Raw genomic sequence first — 17,292 nt, 5'->3', positions numbered from 1 at the left:
CCTCGTTCAGTCAACCCAAGACCACAGCGGTACGCTAGAAATAAAAAAGCCGTTCACCTTAAGTGAACGGCATTAGACCTTAGGTCCCTTTTTTGTATTTAGATTACATATACTTTCTTAAGTATTTTTTGAATACCGGATCTGTTGCTGCCAACTCTTTTTGCTCAGCTAATATCTCTTTTAAAATAGCACCTGAAGTAAGCGGGTTTGCAAGTACCACTCTAAATACAACTGTAGGTTGATTGTCGTATTTAGAAGGCGTTAAACGAGTACGTGATACAAATGAGCGACCAGACTCTCGCTGACGTTTTTGCATACTGGCAGTAAAACGATTCAGAGAGGCAAAAATATCTAACCGAGTTGCAGCATCTGCATCGGCTATTGCTTGTTTAATTTGCTTAGGTACATAACGATACGTTAATAAGCACAATTCAGGTTCTGAAATAAGCTCAAAGTCTTCATCAGCTTTAATTAAATCAGCAAAGTAATGTGCTTTTTTGATGCTTCGATCAATCAGCATTTCATAACCTTTACGACCAATAACACGTAAGCAAGCATGTACTAACATTGCCATACCAGGTCGGCTGCCTTCAAGCGTGTGGCTACCTAAGTCTTTTGAACCTTTACGTAATATGTACTCAGCGTGATGCTCTATTGCATCGGTTGCAGCGGGATCTTTAAATAAAACTAAGCCCGCTCCCATTGGTACATACATTTGTTTATGTGCATCGATGGTAATTGAATCTGCTCGCTCAATCCCTTTTAGTAAAGGGCGATGCGTGTTCGATAAAAGGGTTGCTCCTCCCCATGCAGCATCTACATGAAAATGGCAGTTAATGTCTTGTGCTAAGTCGGCCATTTCATCAAGTGGGTCAATATTACCGGTTTCGGTTGTACCCGCTACCCCAATAATCGCCATTACTTTAATGCCTTGCGATTCAAGCTCACGTGCTTTTTCGCGCATAGCTCCTACATCAACTTTATTATTTTCGCAGGTTTTAATGCCAATTAAGTTATCGCGGCCAATACCGAGTAAATCAACCGATTTACCTAACGAGTAATGTCCGCGTTCTGATATTAATACTGCTAAACCTTTATAGCCGTAATGCAGCATACCGGCAATTAGGCCTTGTGCGCCGATACCTCTAAAATCGCCATCGGGTTTTAATAAGCGGTTTCGAGCAATCCAAAGCGCAGTAATATTAGCGACCGTTCCACCAGAGCAAAATGCACCTAATGAGGTTTTAGCACTGTGCATCCATTTAGAATAAAATGAATCGTCTTGCCCATAAGCTAAATGGTGCATCATTCCAAGCACTTGACGTTCAAGAGGCGTAAACGCTTTAGACGTTTCTATTTTTACTAGATTTTGATTTAGCCCTACCATCAATTTTGACAGCGGTAATAAGAAATGCGGCAAGGCAGAGGTCATGTGACCAATAAAGCTAGGCGCAGCTGTATGCACAGAATGCGCAACAAGTTGCTCCATTATGTCTTGGGCATAAGCAGATACAAACGTTGGATCCTCTGGGATCACTGCCGACTGAAAATCTTTTTCGATTTCATGTAATGGTTTTTCAATTGCCGCTATATTTTCGTTTAGAAAACCTGCTAAATTACTCGAAATTTCAAGCTCGATTTTGCTTAAAGTTGAGTCTGGCGCTTCAGGTACAGTAAATATACGCTTAAGGCTTTCTTTAGAGGCGACGGCACAACGCTTTTGATCCATCTCAATACCTAGTGTGTGTAGCTAAAACACGCGCTTACCCATCAAAAACGCCTAATTATTAGGACATTTAGAGCAATCGTGTTTCTTTAAAAATTGCGCTAACTTTACTGCAATATAACTAAAATGTCTCGTTTAAACCTATAAAAGCAATCAAAGCGATGACAAAAAAATGATAATTTAGGGTCTATTTATCTTTCAAGGTTAAATTTGCAGCAGCCTGTTTGGTATTTAGGCAAGGCAGCGCCTATGTAGTGTGGTTATTCCCCATAAATAGGCGATAACGTAGCATTAATGCCAAACAGGCGCTGCCCAAAGGGTTCTGCCTAGGGTCTATTTACTCTTTGTTGCTCGGTTTTTACTTAGACCACTAGGTTACAAATCTCGCGCCGCGATTAAATCGCCCCTAGTTTGAACAAATTATAATCCGCAAAGATAAACAGACCCTAATTAAAACTCTACCAAACCTAATTATTTATTGGGCATTTACTTATTTTGGGTATAATAAATTTGATAACAAAAAAGGGACACATATGCCAGAAGGAAGAGTCAAAGTTAGTTGGATAGTGGCAGGCTTTAGCTTATTTTTAATAAGCTTGCTTACCTATGTTTACTACACTTACCAAACCACGCGTGCTGAAATAATGCAGTCGGTTGATAATCGCTTACTTAATGCCGCCACCAGCGTTAAACATATTCTAGGTGAAAATTACTTAAGTGCGGTTAATCAAGGCGACAACATAAGTTTTTCTTACTATCAAAATAAGAGTAAACAGCTCTCTGAGTTTGCTCAAGCACTTGATATTGCTTATGTGTATTCAATGATTTTAAAAGACGGAAAGGTTCTTTTTAGCTCATCAAGCTACACGCAAGACGATCAGAATAATGGCAAAGTAACTCAATTTTTAGATCTCTACCCTGAAGCTACCGATGCAAATATAAGTGCTTTTTACTCAACCGAGCCTGTATTTGAAATATCGAGCGATCAGTGGGGCCACTTTAAAACTATTTTTATTCCTTACGTTGACCCTATTAACGGCAATACCTATTTAACGGGTGCCGATATAACTATTTACAATTTAAACGAGAAACTTAAAGAAAGCGTATCAAAAGCAGCTGCCATGGCGAGCTTCTTCTTTTTTATCGCGATACTAGTTGCCGCCATATATATTTATTTACTAAAGCGCTCTTTAGCAACTGACTCAAGTACTGGTTTTTCAAATCATATTGCTCTTGAGTACTTTATTAAAAAAAGTAATGCTCATCACATGCAGTTAGCCGTTATTTGGGTTAATGAAATAGAAGATATAAACAGTTTCTACGGCACTGAAGTGGGTGACAAAGTAATGAAAAACTTACTTATTCACTTTAAACTCAGAAGCTCTGCGCATTGCCATATATACAGACTAGCAACCAACAAAATAGTATTACTCGCGCCTAAAGAAATGAGTAATGACGAATTTACCGATCTCGTAAAAACATATAACTTTAATACCCCAGTGTTAACTGACCCTTTTATTTACATAACCCTATGTGCAGGTATTGCCAGTGGCAATAAATCGCTACTGCTTGAAAATGCTCATATAGCGGCGCTGCAAGCAAAACAAGGCAGGCATAGCGTAGTTAACTACTCAAAAGCGCTACACGATGTAAAAACGCAATATCAATACAATGTTGAAATGGCTAAAGAGGTGCGTGAAGCGTTTGATAACAACCGTATAGTGCCTTACTTTCAACCCATTATTGATACAAATACCAACAAGGTCGTTCAATACGAATGTTTAGCTCGAATGGTAACGGCGCAAGGGGAAGTGTTGAAACCTGATGCATTTTTAAATGTTGTTACTCGATCAAGAATGGACGGAATACTTACCCGTACTATATTTTCACAATGTGTTAGTCGCTTTAGAAAAACCGATATTTGCTGGAGTTTAAATATAACAGCACAAGATATGCTCGACCCTAATTTAAGTGAGTTTATTGCGGACGAACTTAAGCGCTACCCGCATCCTGGTAATATCACACTAGAGCTTTTAGAAACCCAAGCTATTGCCAACTTTTCTGAGGTAAAAGCATTTATTGGAATGGTTAAAACGAAAGGCGTTAAGGTTATTATTGATGACTTTGGTAGTGGTTATTCAAATATATCAAACGTACTTAAGCTGGAAGTAGATGGTATTAAGCTAGATGGCGCACTAATAAAGCAAATAGTGAATGACAAAGATATCTATTTATTTATTGAACATATAGCCAGTTTTGCTAATCAACTTGGTTTGCAATTAATGGCAGAGTCGGTAGAAAATGCAACCATAGTAACCGCACTTAAAAAGGCGAATGTGACACTAATGCAAGGCAACTACTTTGCCCACCCAGTGTCACATGTTAGTACGGTTATAGAAGAAGAATTAGCACTTTAACTTACTTTAGCGAGGTAAGTTAATAACGAGTCGGTGGCTTTGCTGGCCACTGGCCCAGTATTTACGCTCAAAAGGCGTAATGGCATCGTCTGACTCATAAAGCGTTACATCGCAAGGGTTGCCTGTTAATTCGAGCGCCCGAGCAAACTCCTTAACGTAAATATCCCAATTGCTGCGCACTTCTAATTTTCCACCTAACTTAACGATAAATGGAAAAATAGCCGCGCCATGCCAGCGTCTACGAATATGCTTAGATTTAGGCCACGGGTTTGGATACAACAAATAATGGTGTATAGGTTGCCAATTAGCAGCAACCGCTAAACGCCAAAAGTCGTTTAAGTCTGCTTGCACTAAGATGTACTGACCACTGTCGGTTTGCTTATATTCAACATCGTGCTTATCTAATCGGTGCGACGATTTATCAATACCAATTATAAGTGCATCAGGGTGGCGCTTAGCTAAGTTAGCTGAGCTTTCACCTACGCCACAACACGAGTCTAAAATAAGCGGGCCACTAAAGGCTTGTACTTTAGCATTAACCTCGTCAAATGCGGCTTGGGTGTGTGCTGCAATTGGCTTTTTAAATTCAGCATCTAAGTGCTTATTTACTATTTCATCAAGCTTTTCGTGAATACCCGCTTGATTAGATACAATACTACGTGAATTTGCATCACTCATTAGTGTCTTAGCCCCACACCTTTTTTGATCAATGTAAGCGCTAATGTAAATAACGCTGTTATAAATACTAAAATAACCCCAAGAGCCACGCTCAAATCAACATCCGACACACCTAAAAAGCCATAACGAAATGCGTTAACCATATAAATTATAGGGTTGATTTGTGATACATTCTGCCAAAATTCAGGCAGCAACGTAATTGAATAAAATACACCGCCTAAGTAAGTTAGTGGCGTTAGTATGAAGGTGGGGATAATGCTTATATCGTCAAAGCTGTTTGCGTAAATCGCATTAATTAAGCCACCTAAAGCAAACACAGCTGAGGTTAAAATAACCGTCGCCATAATTACAAAAATATTATGAATTTGAATATCAACAAATAATAACGATACACAGGTAACTATAAAGCCCACCATAATACCGCGCGTCATACCGCCACCCATATAACCTAGAACAATGATGTAGTTAGGTACAGGTGCAACTAAAAGCTCTTCAATGCTTTTTTGAAACTTTGTTGAGTAAAAACTAGAGGCTACGTTGGAATAAGAGTTAGTAATGACCGACATCATTATAAGGCCAGGTACAATAAACTCCATATAACTAAAGCCGCCCATGTCGCCAATGCGTGAACCAATTAAGTTACCAAAAATAACAAAATATAAGCTCATCGTAATTGCTGGCGGTACTAAAGTTTGCACCCAAATACGTAAAAAACGAATGCACTCTTTGATCCACAAACTCTTTAAGGCTACGCCATATTTAAACATTTATTCGCCCCGCCCTTGCTCTAGTAATCCAACAAATAACTCTTCTAATCTGTTTGCTTTATTTCGCATACTCAATACAGTATTACCTTGAGTTGTTAATGCACTAAAAACCGCATTTAATCCTTGAGATTTAGCGACTTCTACTTCAACAGTGTGATCGTCCGTCATGGTAAATTTATAACCTTCAAGCGTTACAGGGTTTGCTGGCATTTTTAAATCTAAAATAAAGGTTTCTTTATCAAGCTTTGCAAGCAGTGCTTTAATGGTCGTGTTTTCAACAATTCGGCCATTATCGATTATGGCGATGTTTTTACACAGTAACTCTGCTTCTTCAAGGTAATGCGTAGTTAAAATAATAGTAACGCCTTGCTCATTTATTTGGCGTAAAAAATCCCACATTGAACGGCGAAGTTCTATGTCTACACCCGCAGTTGGCTCATCAAGTATAAGCAACTTAGGTTCGTGCATAAGGGCACGCGCAATCATTAATCGGCGTTTCATACCGCCTGAAAGCGTACGTGCTTGTTTGTCTTTTTTCTCAAGTAAGCCAAGTTGCGCTAAGTATTTATCAGCACGTTTATGGGCTTCGCCACGTGGCACACCATAATAACCGGCTTGGTTAACAAGTATTTGGCTAAGCGTTTCAAATTGGCTAAAATTAAACTCTTGCGGCACTAAGCCTAAATGCGCTTTTGCAGCTTCTAAGTCAGTATCAATATTACAACCGAATACTTCTACTTTGCCTTTTGTTTTATTAACAAGTGACGAAATAACACCAATGGTGGTTGATTTACCTGCTCCGTTTGGACCAAGTAAAGCAAAAAAGTCGCCCTCTTTAACTTGTAAATCAACGCCTTTAATAGCCTCAACACCATTTTTATAAACCTTGGTAAGGCCTTCTATATTTAAAGCAATATTTTGCTTATTCATTACTTACCCTCACCATAACCCCAACGTTTTGTTAGGTTATGTTCAATATTTAAATGATCTAAAATTCTCGCCACCATAAAATCAACTAAGTCTTCAATACTTTGTGGCTTATGATAAAAGCCAGGCGCTGCTGGCATTATGGTCACACCTAAACGAGATAACTTAAGCATGTTTTCTAAATGAATTTCGTTAAACGGTGTTTCGCGCGGCACTAAAATTAACTGTCCGCGTTCTTTAATTACCACATCAGCGGCGCGCTCTAATAAGTTATCTGACGCCCCTACTGCAATTGCAGAAACCGATCCTGCACTACACGGGCATACCACCATTTTTTTAGGCGCCGCAGAGCCCGAAGCCACAGGGCTAAACCAGTTATCTTTACCGTATACTTTTAACTGCCCAGATTTAGCATTAAACAGCGTACTTAACTGCTCAGTGGCTTTGTCTTCATTACCAGAGAGCTTAATATTTGATTCTGTATCAAGCACCACTCGCGCTGCACTTGAGATAAGTACGTAAACTTGAAATTGCTGCTCAAGCAACACTTCAAGTAACCTTAAACCATAAGGCGCACCTGATGCACCGCTAAAAGCGAGCGTAATTCTATCTTTAAATTGCACACTATTCTCCGCTGTATTTATCAGCTAAACCATCAACAAGGTGTTGATGAAGGCCATTAAAACCGCCATTGCTCATAATTAAAATATGCTGATTAGGCTCAATATTTTCAAGCACCGTATCAATAATTGTTTGCGTGCTGCTAAAGCACTGCATGCCTGCTTTATCTGCTTGCTCTTTTAGCGACCAATTTAGATTCTCTGGTTCAAAAAGTAGTACGTCGTCAGCATCACGCAGTGAATCTAATAATGTATATTGGTGCACGCCCATTTTCATAGTGTTTGAGCGCGGCTCTAAAATAGCGATAATTTTTTCATCACCTACTTTTGCGCGCAGTCCTGCAAGCGTAGTTTTAATTGCTGTTGGGTGATGCGCAAAATCGTCATACACCTTAATATTATTAATATCAGCCTTTAGCTCCATACGCCTTTTAGGGCTAATAAATTCTCCTAAGGCATCAATACTATGATCAACAGCTATACCCACATGGCGCGCTGCTGCGATAGTCATAATTGCATTTTTAACGTTATGCTCGCCTATTGCTTGCCAGCAAACAGTACCCTGCTTTTCGTTATTTAAAAGTACATTAAACTCACTACCATCGGCTTTTATTAATTCATAGCCCCAGTCATCACCGAGTGTTTCGCTTTCGCTCCAAAGCCCTTGTGCTATTACGTCATTAAGCGCTACGTCTTGCTTAGGCCAAATTACCTTGCCGCTTTGAGGTAATGTACGCATTAAGTGATGAAATTGTTTTTTTATTGCGTTTAAATCTTCGAAAATATCAGCGTGATCGAATTCAAGATTATTTAATATAAGTGTACGCGGAAGGTAATGGACAAACTTACTGCGCTTATCAAAAAAAGCTGTGTCGTATTCATCGGCTTCAATAACAAAAAATGGCGTTTCACCTACTTTGGCCGATACACCAAAATTTTGGACTATGCCGCCAATTAAAAACCCTGGTTTTAAACCTGCGTACTCTAATACCCACGCAAGCATACTTGCTGTGGTTGTTTTACCATGCGTACCGGCTACAGCAAGTACCCACGAGTTTTGTAATAGGTTATGTTTAAGCCATTCAGGGCCAGATGTATAAGGCAGGCCTTTATCAAGCACATATTCAACACACGGGTTACCACGGCTCATTGCATTACCGATAACTACCATATCTGGTTTTGGCTCTAATTGAGATACGTCGTAGCCTTGAGTCAGTTCAATGCCAAGCTCTTCAAGTTGCGTACTCATTGGTGGGTAAACGTTTTGATCAGAACCCGTTACTTTATGACCTAATGATTTAGCAATGGCTGCAATACCACCCATAAACGTGCCACAAATGCCCAAAATATGTATATGCATATACTTTCCTTAAATCGTATGCTCACTTTACAGCTATGCAAAGTTTAATGGCGCTATAATGCCAAAATTCGTGCTTAGTTACTATGTACGTCTGCACAATTCACTCGTGCCAAAAACACGTTAATTAGTTTTTTAAATGCTAAAAATCAAAAAATAGGCACGTTCACCTACCTTGTATTGCTTTTAATCAATTATTATCAATGTTATAAACCAGCTTGCTGTATAACTTTAAAACTTAAAAAGGACTTAATATGAAAAAACTATTCTTTATAGCCTGTATTTTACTTAGTCAAAAAAGCTTTGCTTTGGAATTTGCTAAGTACCCAATAGAATTAAGTTCGGGCGAAGGCGTTAATGTTGTTATTGCCCCAACAACAGATAAAAAACAAGCTTTAGTAAAAGTAACAGGCATAAACCATGATATTGATGGGATTGTATTTTTAACCGATTTAAAACCTCATGGTAGTAATAAAGCTTACAAATATACTTACGATGGTACACAAAGAAGTTTAGTAAGTGTTGAGGAAGGCTACCGCTGTTGCTCTTACAATCTTTATATTCCAGACACTCGTGATGGAATTTACTTATCAAAAAAAGAAGAGTCAAACCCTGCCATTGTTGAAGACTTAAAAGCGCAATACGATCAACAATTAAATAAAGGTACTCAAGCTAAACTAGCGAAGTTTAATCGTGAAAAGCATTTAGGGTATCAACAAAAAAATATAGCTGCCGCTAATAGCGAAATAGATAAGCAATGCGGATTAAAAATAAATACCAATGTTGATTGGGAAAGCATTGATGATGAAAACCTAAAAGAATATCCAGTGGGTTCATTTTGTGCACAAGTTGCAAACGAAATGGCATCCATGTGCGAAAAAGACCAAAGTTTTAAAAACGACATAGCTCAGTTCAATGCTATCGAATGTAAATTTACTAATGAGCTAAAACTACGTAAAAATGGTAATACACTTATATTTAAAACAGCGCCAAAAGCCGCTAACCAACGCCGCTTTATTGAAGCTTATTTATTAAATTTATAAGCTGAGTTTAAAACCAAAAAAGCACCTAAAGGTTAATGCCAGTCAGTTAAGCTGACTGGCATTTTTCTTTTTATGGGGATACTTAGATGGTTTTGGCTTAACCCATCGGGGATATCTTCTATCCTCTCGTCTAGCTGGAAGCTTAAATAAGACCAGTGTACTGAGTAAGTGCTGCCAGTGTATTGGAATGTTCCCTGGACTCATTATAGATACTGACGAGAAATACTGAATGACAGCCATCGAACTGCTAGAGAAACTAAGCTGGTTAGGCCATATCCCTGTGACTGTCGCCGCCATCGTCATTATTCTTCGTATTAAATTATAGGCGAGTAACACGCCCCATAGCTCCTGACGCACCATGTCTGGACGTTTACTTCTCAAATGGTATGCGCTATCAAGCATGGTTTGTTTGATTTCTCTAAACCCAAGTTCTATCTCCCAACGATGACAATATAATTCAACAATTTCATTACCTGGATAACGCAATCTATCCGTCATCGAGGTTAGTATACGGTAGCTTTTGCCCTTTATTGTTTTACTGATTAATCTCGCTTTAATCGTTTCAGGAACATCGGGAAAGTTTTTTTGTGCATGCTTTGTTGTTTTCAATTCAATGATATGGTCATTTTTACCCGCGCTGGAGATGATTTCATACTGTAAGTCGGGCCTTGCAGGTATCAGCCAGTGCCTCATCTTCCCAGTTTGGTGCCAACGATTTAACAGGCCTAAAGAATAATACCCTTTATCAAACATAGTCAGTGAATTATCTGGTGTACGTTCAATTAAACGCTCAGCTAATTTCATCTCGTTAGTTTTATAGTTATCAAACTCGCTACTGAGCAGTTGATGGCTGGTCAATTCCATATGACAGACCATGCGTATTTGAGGAAAGGCTGTATCACCGTATTGGTTGCTACCAGAAGAGAAGGCTTTACGATTATCAGGCGTGTCGGCTGTTCGCCACACAACACCGTCAACAGCTAATAGATTCAAACCATTCCATGTTTCGAATGACTGTTGCTTATACATTGATTGAGCAGATTTATTGAAAACGTGTTTAACGGAATCATCACCTAGCCTTTGTCTCGCCTGTACCATCGCACTTGGAGCAACGAGTGGGTTCTTGCCAGGTAACATGATATCTAGCTTATTAGCGATATTCCAAACCGATTCTTTTCGAAACAATGCCATGCCAATAACTGACCACAAAACGGCCTCAAGCGGTAGCCTTCGCTTACGAACGGTTGCAATCCCAGCTTGTTGAAAACCTTGTTCAATGATTTCAGGGTCAAGAATTTCTGATAATTTTTCAAAGGTATGGTATCGGCTGCTTTCTTCAAGTGTTGCTTGCAGTGCTTGTTCTATATTCACAAAAAAATCCGTAGTTAGTTTCCTAACTACGGATTTTGCATGATCGTTTGGATCGGTCAACCGGTCATTTTCTTAACTGATCGGCATTAACCTAAAGGTGCTTTTTTTGGTTTTACTAATTAAGTTTGTTTATAGCGTTAAAAATACAATCAAACCGACACCGAGTAATAAACGATATATTACAAATGGCAACATACCCATTCGCTCTATTACTTTTAAAAACATAAATATACATGCATAAGCCGATAAGAACGATAGCACCACACCAAGCAATAATGTATTCCAATCAACTACATGGTCACCCAGTGCAAGCTCTGCAATATAATAAAGCCCCATCATAGAAATAATCGGAATCGCTAGTAAAAACGAAAAACGCGCTGCGCTTTGCTTATTCATACCCAACATTAAACCAGCGGTCATCGTGATACCTGATCGAGAAGTACCCGGGATCATTGCAACAGCTTGTGCGAAACCAATGATAAGTGCCGTTTTCCAATTGAGCTGATAAATAGTTTTAATTTGTTTCCCTTTTGCATCTGCGTACCAAAGCAACAAACCAAATACAATGGTGGTAGTAGCAATTACCCAAGCGCTTCGCAAATATAACTCAATAAAGTCTTTTAAAAGTAAACCTAAAATAGCGGCAGGCACTGTACCTAGTATAATCCACCAGCCTAATTTACTGTCATCGGTAGTGCCTTGCTTACCAAAAGATTTAAACCATGCGCTTAGTATATCTACTACTTCTTTACGAAAATAAATAACAACGGCTATTAAAGTACCAACATGTACTGCTACGTCAAACGCAAGCCCTTGATCTTCCCAGCCTAAAATTTGCGATGGGAGAATTAAATGCGCAGAACTCGATATTGGTAAAAACTCAGTAAATCCCTGTATGAGGGCTAAAATAATTATTTCGATAATACTCATAGGTTAGAAAACTCCACCTTCCATAGCTTTTGTTGAGGGTTATTATATTCATTCCATAACTGCGCAATCGTTTGCTTAGCTACAGGATGATAAAAATCTGGGGCAACCTCACTCAGAGGTTGTAATACAAATGCATTTTTAGTTATTTCATCACGTGGTAATTGCGCTGGGGAATCGCAAGTTACATCATCATAAAACAGTAAATCTAAATCGAGCGTTCGTGGACTAAATTTTTTATCGTTCGCTGTACGCCCATTATCACGCTCTATTTCTTTTAATAAAGCGCATACATCAGCAAGCGACATATCAGTTGTAGCGCCAACTACTGAATTATAAAAATTATTGCCAGCAAACCCAACTGCTTCACTTTCAAAAACAGACGAGTGCACAATATGCTCAAAGTGCTGCTTAAGTGCAATTAATGCACATTGTATATAATGCGCTTTATTTATATTTGACCCTAGGCTGATATAAATTTGAGCCATTTAGTCAGTTGCCTTAACACGTGTAATTTCAACACCCACAGTTTGTGCTTGTGCTACTGCTGCAGGTTTACTTACTCTTATAGTAACTTGTGGCGTATTAAACTCGCTTAAAATAATCTCAGCCAACTGCTCAACCAAAGTCTCTAGCAACTCAACAGGTTTTGCAGTGCAGTGCTTAATAACGCGTTCGCTTACTTTTGAGTAATCCAGTGCTAAATTAATATCGTCATTTTCGGCTGCAGGCTTAATATCACTAAGCATTTCAATATCAAAATAAAGGCTCTGTTTACTTTCTTTTTCAAAGTCGTACACTCCAATAATAGTGTCGACGTGCAATTGAGATATAAAAACCTTATCCATTGATACTCCAAATAACAACAAACGACTAAGCAACTATACAAAGCATCAATAAAATTAATACTGTATATGGTTTAGCCAGTGTTTAAATATGTGAAAATAACTTCTACAATAGCAAAATAACCAAACTAGCTATTAAATAGCCTGTTAATAATTTTCACGATAAATTTTGCTGCCAATAATAGCTTAAAAGTACTATCAATTGGTATAGTAATTAAAAAATAAGGAAGCGTGTGTTAGCCACTTTAATGTTTGTTTTAGCTTATTTACTTGGGTCGATTTCGTCGGCTATTTTAGTGTCGCGGTTGTTCAAACTCCCTGACCCTCGTAATAGTGGTTCTAACAACCCAGGGGCTACAAATGTTTATAGATTAGGCGGAGCATTTCCGGCTTGCTTGGTTTTAGTGTTTGATATTTTAAAAGGCACTATTCCAGTATGGGGGGCTTATTTTTTAGAAGTTGAACCTTTAGAGCTTGGATTAGTCGCAGTAGCTGCTTGTTTAGGTCATATGTACCCACTGTTTTTTAGCTTCAAAGGAGGTAAAGCCGTAGCAACGGCATTTGGCTCATTATTACCTATTGGCTTATCATTGGCTGGTTTACTTGTTTGTACATGGCTGGTTATAGTGGCAATAACACGCTATTCATCGCTGGCAGCGCTTGTAGCTGTATCTTTAGCGCCCTTATATACATGGCTGATAAAGCCACTTTATACTCTTCCCGTTACTTTTATCACGCTGTTAATTATATTTCGTCACCGTACTAATATTATTCGATTATTTAGCGGGGAAGAACCAAAAGTGGGTGCTAAAAAAGCACCCACCGATGAAAACAAAAATATCTAAAATATGAGTCATTAAATAGGCTCAAGGCTATCTATTGGCCAGCGAGGTTTTGTTTTCATATCAAGACTTGCAAACTGACCTGCTTTTAATCGTTGCATTCCTGCATAAGCAATCATTGCACCGTTGTCGGTACAAAATTCAGTACGCGGATAAAAAACTTCGCCTTTCATACCTTTCATTACGCGTTCAAGCTGCAGTCGAAGCTGTGTATTTGCACTTACGCCACCGGCGATTACTAAACGCTTAATACCTGTTTGTTTAAGCGCTCGCTTGCACTTAATAACCAGCGTATCAATAACCGCTGTTTGAAATGCATGCGCTATATCAGCTTTAGTTTGATCGTCGTCGTCATTTTCACGAATAGTGATTGATGCTGCAGTTTTTAAACCACTAAAACTAAAATCAAGACCTGGTTTGTCAGTCATCGGGCGAGGAAAAATAAAGCGCTTCGCAACGCCTTGTTCAGCCATTTTAGCTAAGCGCGGACCTCCAGGGTAGTCAAGACCAAGTAACTTAGCCGTTTTATCAAAGGCTTCGCCTGCGGCATCATCAACTGACTCACCTAGTACTTCGTATTGTCCAATACCCGCTACTTTAACCATCATGGTATGACCGCCCGATACAAGCAATGCAATAAACGGAAACTCAGGAATATTTTCTTCAAGCATCGGAGCAAGTAAATGCCCTTCCATATGATGAACAGCAACAGCTGGAATGTCCCAACCGTATGCTAATGAACGACCAATAGAAGTACCTACCAATAATGCTCCAACTAAACCTGGGCCTGCAGTATAAGCAATGCCATCTAAGTCTTCTGGGCCGCAACCCGCTTGTGCAAAAGCCGCGTCTATAAGTGGTAGCGTTTTACGAACATGATCGCGCGATGCAAGTTCCGGTACTACACCGCCATAATCAGCGTGTACTTTTACCTGGCTGTATAATTGATGAGCTAACAAGCCTTTTTCGTCATCGTATATTGCAATACCTGTTTCATCGCATGACGATTCAATGCCTAAAATTCGCACTGTACTTCTCCTGCCTTTAAAATTTCACTTCGCTGTTTTTATAACGTAAGGCCAATATTTGTTTGGCCATCTTCTAGGGCAAACTTTTTAAGTGCCTTCACGCTATCAGAGGTAATACGCCCCATATTTTCTACAAAATCAATTAGCTCACCTAATACTTCAATTTCGTATTGCATTAATGGATGCTCTCTAACGGCCGTGTTATCTGCAACCTCACCTTCAACCGTCATTTGATATTCAATAAAGCGGGCCACTGTTGCTTGAGATATTTTACTGACACTAATGAACTCTTGCTCATCTTGCGCCATTAAACCATGCATTAAGCTAAGTAAAGACGTTGCAGCATCAATAGCAGGGTAAGTACCAAACATATCAAAATCAGCAAGTTCAGGAACATTCGGTTCTATTTTTTCAACTTGTTTTTCGAGATCTATTTTACTTTTAGGCAGTAATATTTTTTCCCAACAAACATTAAGCGAATTACGAAGTAAGGTTTCATCACCAAACCCCGTTGCTTCGCTAAATAAACCGTAATTTGGCAGCATTCGCTCTATTAAAGCACTTGCTAAAACAGCTTTTTGTAAATAGTTAAGCTCTCTAATACGCTGAAAATTATTTGCTTTAGTCATTCTTTAACGTCTCACACGACCAACAAAAATCAAATGTTGATCCATTATGCTCATTACAGTTAGGGCATACCCAATCTGGAGCGGATTGTTTTACTTGTTGATAGTTTACCAATATTTGGCGCGCATGGCGCTCTTTTATCGCATAAACCTGCACACTAACTTGTGCTTGATCAAATGGAATTTCTCCCAATGCGCCTTGGAGCATCTCACCTTTTATTTTGCATTCAATGCCACTGGTTTGTATTAAACCTTTAATAATATTAGCTTCAAGAGTATTTTCGGCTTTATAAATTGTAACCCATTGAAAAGAGCTATCAGTTGAATTTTTATTATTAATATTTTGCAATATTCACCTCATTTATTTTGTGTTATCAATATCCTGCGCTAAATTATTAGCATGCTGCACTTTTAAGGAATAAACATGACACTTACAACCCCAGGCTTACTTTTTCCGGCCATATCGCTGCTATTATTAGCCTATACAAACCGATTTTTAGTTTTAGCGCAATTAATTAGAGAGTTAAATGCGCGTGAAGGCGAATCTATCCGACCTGTTGTAGTCGCTCAAATCACTAACTTACGTAAACGAATAAACTTAATAAGAACAATGCAGGTATACGGCGTAGCCTCTTTTTTACTGTGTACATTTTCGATGTTTGCTTTATTTATTGAATTTAATACCACAGGGATTATTTTATTTGGCATTAGCTTAGCTTGCTTAAGTTTATCGTTATTAACGTCTTTATTCGAAATACATATTTCCTGTGATGCGATTGAAATAGAACTACAAAGCATTGAAAATAAACCATTAAGCAGCCGAATAAATAGAAATTTTGTAAAATAAACTCTTATAGATAAAACACCCTATTATTTGTCATAATCATGTTATATGTGCGCCCTATTTTGGGGCGTACTTTTTTATTAATTAGAACAATTAAATTCCAATCTCCTAACTAACCCACTGAGTTAAAATAACTTTGCCTAGATAGTTAATTGCAAAAATATAGACAAAACACAATAAACAACTAGTTATCAATTAAAAAAGTAATACTATTTGGTCGCTTTCCTCTTTAATTAATACTAAAAGGGGGGTATCCTGCTGGAAACACGTATGAACTTGCAACCGTATTTCAATATAGAATTTTACTAAACTTTAGAATAAAAATTAATATATTTGATATCCGTGGTATCTGCGACTTACTTATAAAAAGGGACTATAAAGTGAGATTTGAACAATTAGAGCAATTTGTAGCACTTGGTGTATTACGTCACTTTAGACAAGCAGCTGAACAAACCCAAATTAGTACTTCAGCGCTAACGCGCAGCATTCAAACACTTGAAAATGAAATGGGATATGAGTTAGTAAAACGCTCAACTCGTTCTGTTAAATTAACGCCTGAAGGCGAACTTTTCCTTGAATATGCTAAAACGACTCTATCGGAACTTGAGCTAACGAAAAAACGGATTTTTCAATCAGTAAACGGTAATGCTAATGAAAAACTTGTTATTGGCTATACCAATAAGGCAAGCAGCATAGTACCTATTTCTTGTGGACAGTTTTTAGCTCAATATCCTCATATAAAAATTGAAATGCAGTTACAAGATCAACAAGAGCTAACACGCAGACTCCAACAAGGTGAAATAGACATAAGTGTATACTCTCAAGCTATTAATAGTATTGGCAGTGACATTCACTTACCTGATCAGCTTGTATTATTTGTTTCAAAAAATCACCCTCTTGCACATAAAAACGATATAAGTAAGCAAAATCTTGATAGCTACCCTATGTTTGGCTGCTTCTCTCAATCTAAACAAGTGCAAACTATGCTTAATGAAGCAATTGATTCTTTAAATAAATCATCAAGTATTAAAGTGGGTAGCATTGAGCAAGTAATGGCTGGTGTAGTTAAATCAGATCACTTTGCTATTGCAAGCATTGAGCATGCAAACACAATCGCAGAGAACTCTGAACTCGTGCAACTAAAAACAAATAAAGATTTAAATCACGAACAACTCGTTGTACAAACAAGCCAACAAACGTCTATTACCGAACATGTAGAACACTTGTTGTCGCTTATAAAAAAGGCGGGAGCTGCATTTAACTAACCCTTCTTT

Annotated in this window: 18 protein-coding genes; 5 read left to right on the top strand and 13 right to left on the bottom strand. The window is 38.3% G+C overall.

Annotated features, from left to right (window positions below; translation table 11 throughout):
• Positions 1-103 precede the first annotated feature (103 nt).
• On the bottom strand, positions 104-1,729 hold the full coding sequence (gene panP / locus GQR38_RS18880; protein WP_165722915.1) for a pyridoxal-dependent aspartate 1-decarboxylase PanP: 1,626 nt from the start codon (positions 1,727-1,729) through the stop codon (positions 104-106).
• A 530-nt stretch (positions 1,730-2,259) separates the two neighbouring features.
• Between panP and GQR38_RS18875 the strand changes: the two genes are divergently transcribed.
• Positions 2,260-4,143, top strand: coding sequence for a GGDEF domain-containing protein (locus GQR38_RS18875; protein WP_010554415.1), 1,884 nt, complete (start codon positions 2,260-2,262; stop codon positions 4,141-4,143).
• A 6-nt stretch (positions 4,144-4,149) separates the two neighbouring features.
• Here the strand turns inward: GQR38_RS18875 and GQR38_RS18870 are convergent, their stop codons facing one another.
• The 5 genes from GQR38_RS18870 to mpl are packed head-to-tail and all read right to left on the bottom strand — an operon-like array spanning position 4,150 to position 8,495.
• A complete protein-coding gene (locus GQR38_RS18870; RefSeq protein WP_165722914.1) occupies positions 4,150-4,821 on the bottom strand; it encodes an SAM-dependent methyltransferase in 672 nt (223 codons plus the stop codon).
• Positions 4,821-5,588, bottom strand: a complete 768-nt coding sequence (locus GQR38_RS18865; protein ID WP_007584748.1) for an ABC transporter permease — start codon at positions 5,586-5,588, stop codon at positions 4,821-4,823. The genes GQR38_RS18870 and GQR38_RS18865 overlap by 1 nt, the downstream gene beginning before the upstream one ends.
• Positions 5,589-6,518, bottom strand: coding sequence for an ABC transporter ATP-binding protein (locus tag GQR38_RS18860; RefSeq protein ID WP_007584747.1), 930 nt, complete (start codon positions 6,516-6,518; stop codon positions 5,589-5,591).
• On the bottom strand, positions 6,518-7,138 hold the full coding sequence (locus GQR38_RS18855) for a flavin prenyltransferase UbiX (protein ID WP_007584746.1): 621 nt from the start codon (positions 7,136-7,138) through the stop codon (positions 6,518-6,520). The genes GQR38_RS18860 and GQR38_RS18855 overlap by 1 nt, the downstream gene beginning before the upstream one ends.
• 1 nt (position 7,139) lies before the next feature.
• Complete coding sequence (mpl, locus tag GQR38_RS18850; RefSeq protein WP_165722913.1) at positions 7,140-8,495, bottom strand: UDP-N-acetylmuramate:L-alanyl-gamma-D-glutamyl-meso-diaminopimelate ligase; 1,356 nt, start codon at positions 8,493-8,495, stop codon at positions 7,140-7,142.
• Positions 8,496-8,746: 251 nt separating this feature from the next.
• Between mpl and GQR38_RS18845 the strand changes: the two genes are divergently transcribed.
• The gene (locus tag GQR38_RS18845; protein WP_165722912.1) at positions 8,747-9,535 is read left to right on the top strand and encodes a hypothetical protein; all 789 of its coding nucleotides are present in this window, start codon (positions 8,747-8,749) and stop codon (positions 9,533-9,535) included.
• 42 nt (positions 9,536-9,577) lie between these two features.
• Here the strand turns inward: GQR38_RS18845 and GQR38_RS18840 are convergent, their stop codons facing one another.
• From GQR38_RS18840 to folB, 4 genes are all read right to left on the bottom strand, one after another.
• Positions 9,578-10,900 (bottom strand): IS4 family transposase, encoded by a 1,323-nt coding sequence (locus GQR38_RS18840; RefSeq protein WP_165722917.1) that lies wholly within the window; start codon positions 10,898-10,900, stop codon positions 9,578-9,580.
• Between the two features lie 135 nt (positions 10,901-11,035).
• Complete coding sequence (locus tag GQR38_RS18835) at positions 11,036-11,836, bottom strand: undecaprenyl-diphosphate phosphatase (RefSeq protein WP_007584742.1); 801 nt, start codon at positions 11,834-11,836, stop codon at positions 11,036-11,038.
• Positions 11,833-12,321 carry a 2-amino-4-hydroxy-6-hydroxymethyldihydropteridine diphosphokinase gene (gene folK / locus GQR38_RS18830; protein ID WP_024591465.1) on the bottom strand — a complete coding sequence of 163 codons (489 nt, stop codon included), beginning with the start codon at positions 12,319-12,321 and terminating at the stop codon, positions 11,833-11,835. The genes GQR38_RS18835 and folK overlap by 4 nt, the downstream gene beginning before the upstream one ends.
• Positions 12,322-12,681 (bottom strand): dihydroneopterin aldolase, encoded by a 360-nt coding sequence (gene folB, locus GQR38_RS18825; RefSeq protein WP_007584738.1) that lies wholly within the window; start codon positions 12,679-12,681, stop codon positions 12,322-12,324.
• 230 nt (positions 12,682-12,911) lie between these two features.
• On the opposite strand from folB, the gene plsY reads away from it, so the two are divergent.
• Complete coding sequence (gene plsY, locus GQR38_RS18820) at positions 12,912-13,523, top strand: glycerol-3-phosphate 1-O-acyltransferase PlsY (RefSeq protein WP_007584736.1); 612 nt, start codon at positions 12,912-12,914, stop codon at positions 13,521-13,523.
• Between the two features lie 11 nt (positions 13,524-13,534).
• Here plsY and tsaD read toward each other — a convergent pair whose 3' ends face one another.
• From tsaD to GQR38_RS18805, 3 genes are read right to left on the bottom strand one after another with little or no spacing between them, the layout of a single operon-like run.
• Positions 13,535-14,548: a tRNA (adenosine(37)-N6)-threonylcarbamoyltransferase complex transferase subunit TsaD gene (gene tsaD, locus GQR38_RS18815; RefSeq protein ID WP_010554406.1), complete on the bottom strand. Its 1,014-nt coding sequence runs from the start codon at positions 14,546-14,548 to the stop codon at positions 13,535-13,537.
• 38 nt (positions 14,549-14,586) lie between these two features.
• A complete protein-coding gene (locus GQR38_RS18810) occupies positions 14,587-15,177 on the bottom strand; it encodes a YjaG family protein (RefSeq protein WP_007584732.1) in 591 nt (196 codons plus the stop codon).
• Positions 15,170-15,523, bottom strand: a complete 354-nt coding sequence (locus GQR38_RS18805; RefSeq protein ID WP_010554404.1) for a DUF2007 domain-containing protein — start codon at positions 15,521-15,523, stop codon at positions 15,170-15,172. The genes GQR38_RS18810 and GQR38_RS18805 overlap by 8 nt, the downstream gene beginning before the upstream one ends.
• Positions 15,524-15,598: 75 nt before the next feature.
• On the opposite strand from GQR38_RS18805, the gene GQR38_RS18800 reads away from it, so the two are divergent.
• Positions 15,599-16,021 (top strand): DUF2721 domain-containing protein, encoded by a 423-nt coding sequence (locus GQR38_RS18800; RefSeq protein WP_007584730.1) that lies wholly within the window; start codon positions 15,599-15,601, stop codon positions 16,019-16,021.
• Positions 16,022-16,398: 377 nt separating this feature from the next.
• Entirely contained in the window at positions 16,399-17,283 is an 885-nt protein-coding gene (locus GQR38_RS18795) for a LysR substrate-binding domain-containing protein (RefSeq protein WP_007584725.1), read from the top strand.
• Positions 17,284-17,292: the final 9 nt, after the last annotated feature.

Source organism: Pseudoalteromonas sp. c7(2019) (genome assembly GCF_011378625.1).
In the GTDB taxonomy this organism is placed as follows: domain Bacteria; phylum Pseudomonadota; class Gammaproteobacteria; order Enterobacterales; family Alteromonadaceae; genus Pseudoalteromonas; species Pseudoalteromonas arctica.
Note: the sequence above shows the minus strand (reverse complement) of the source record. Positions and strands in the feature narration are given on the sequence as shown.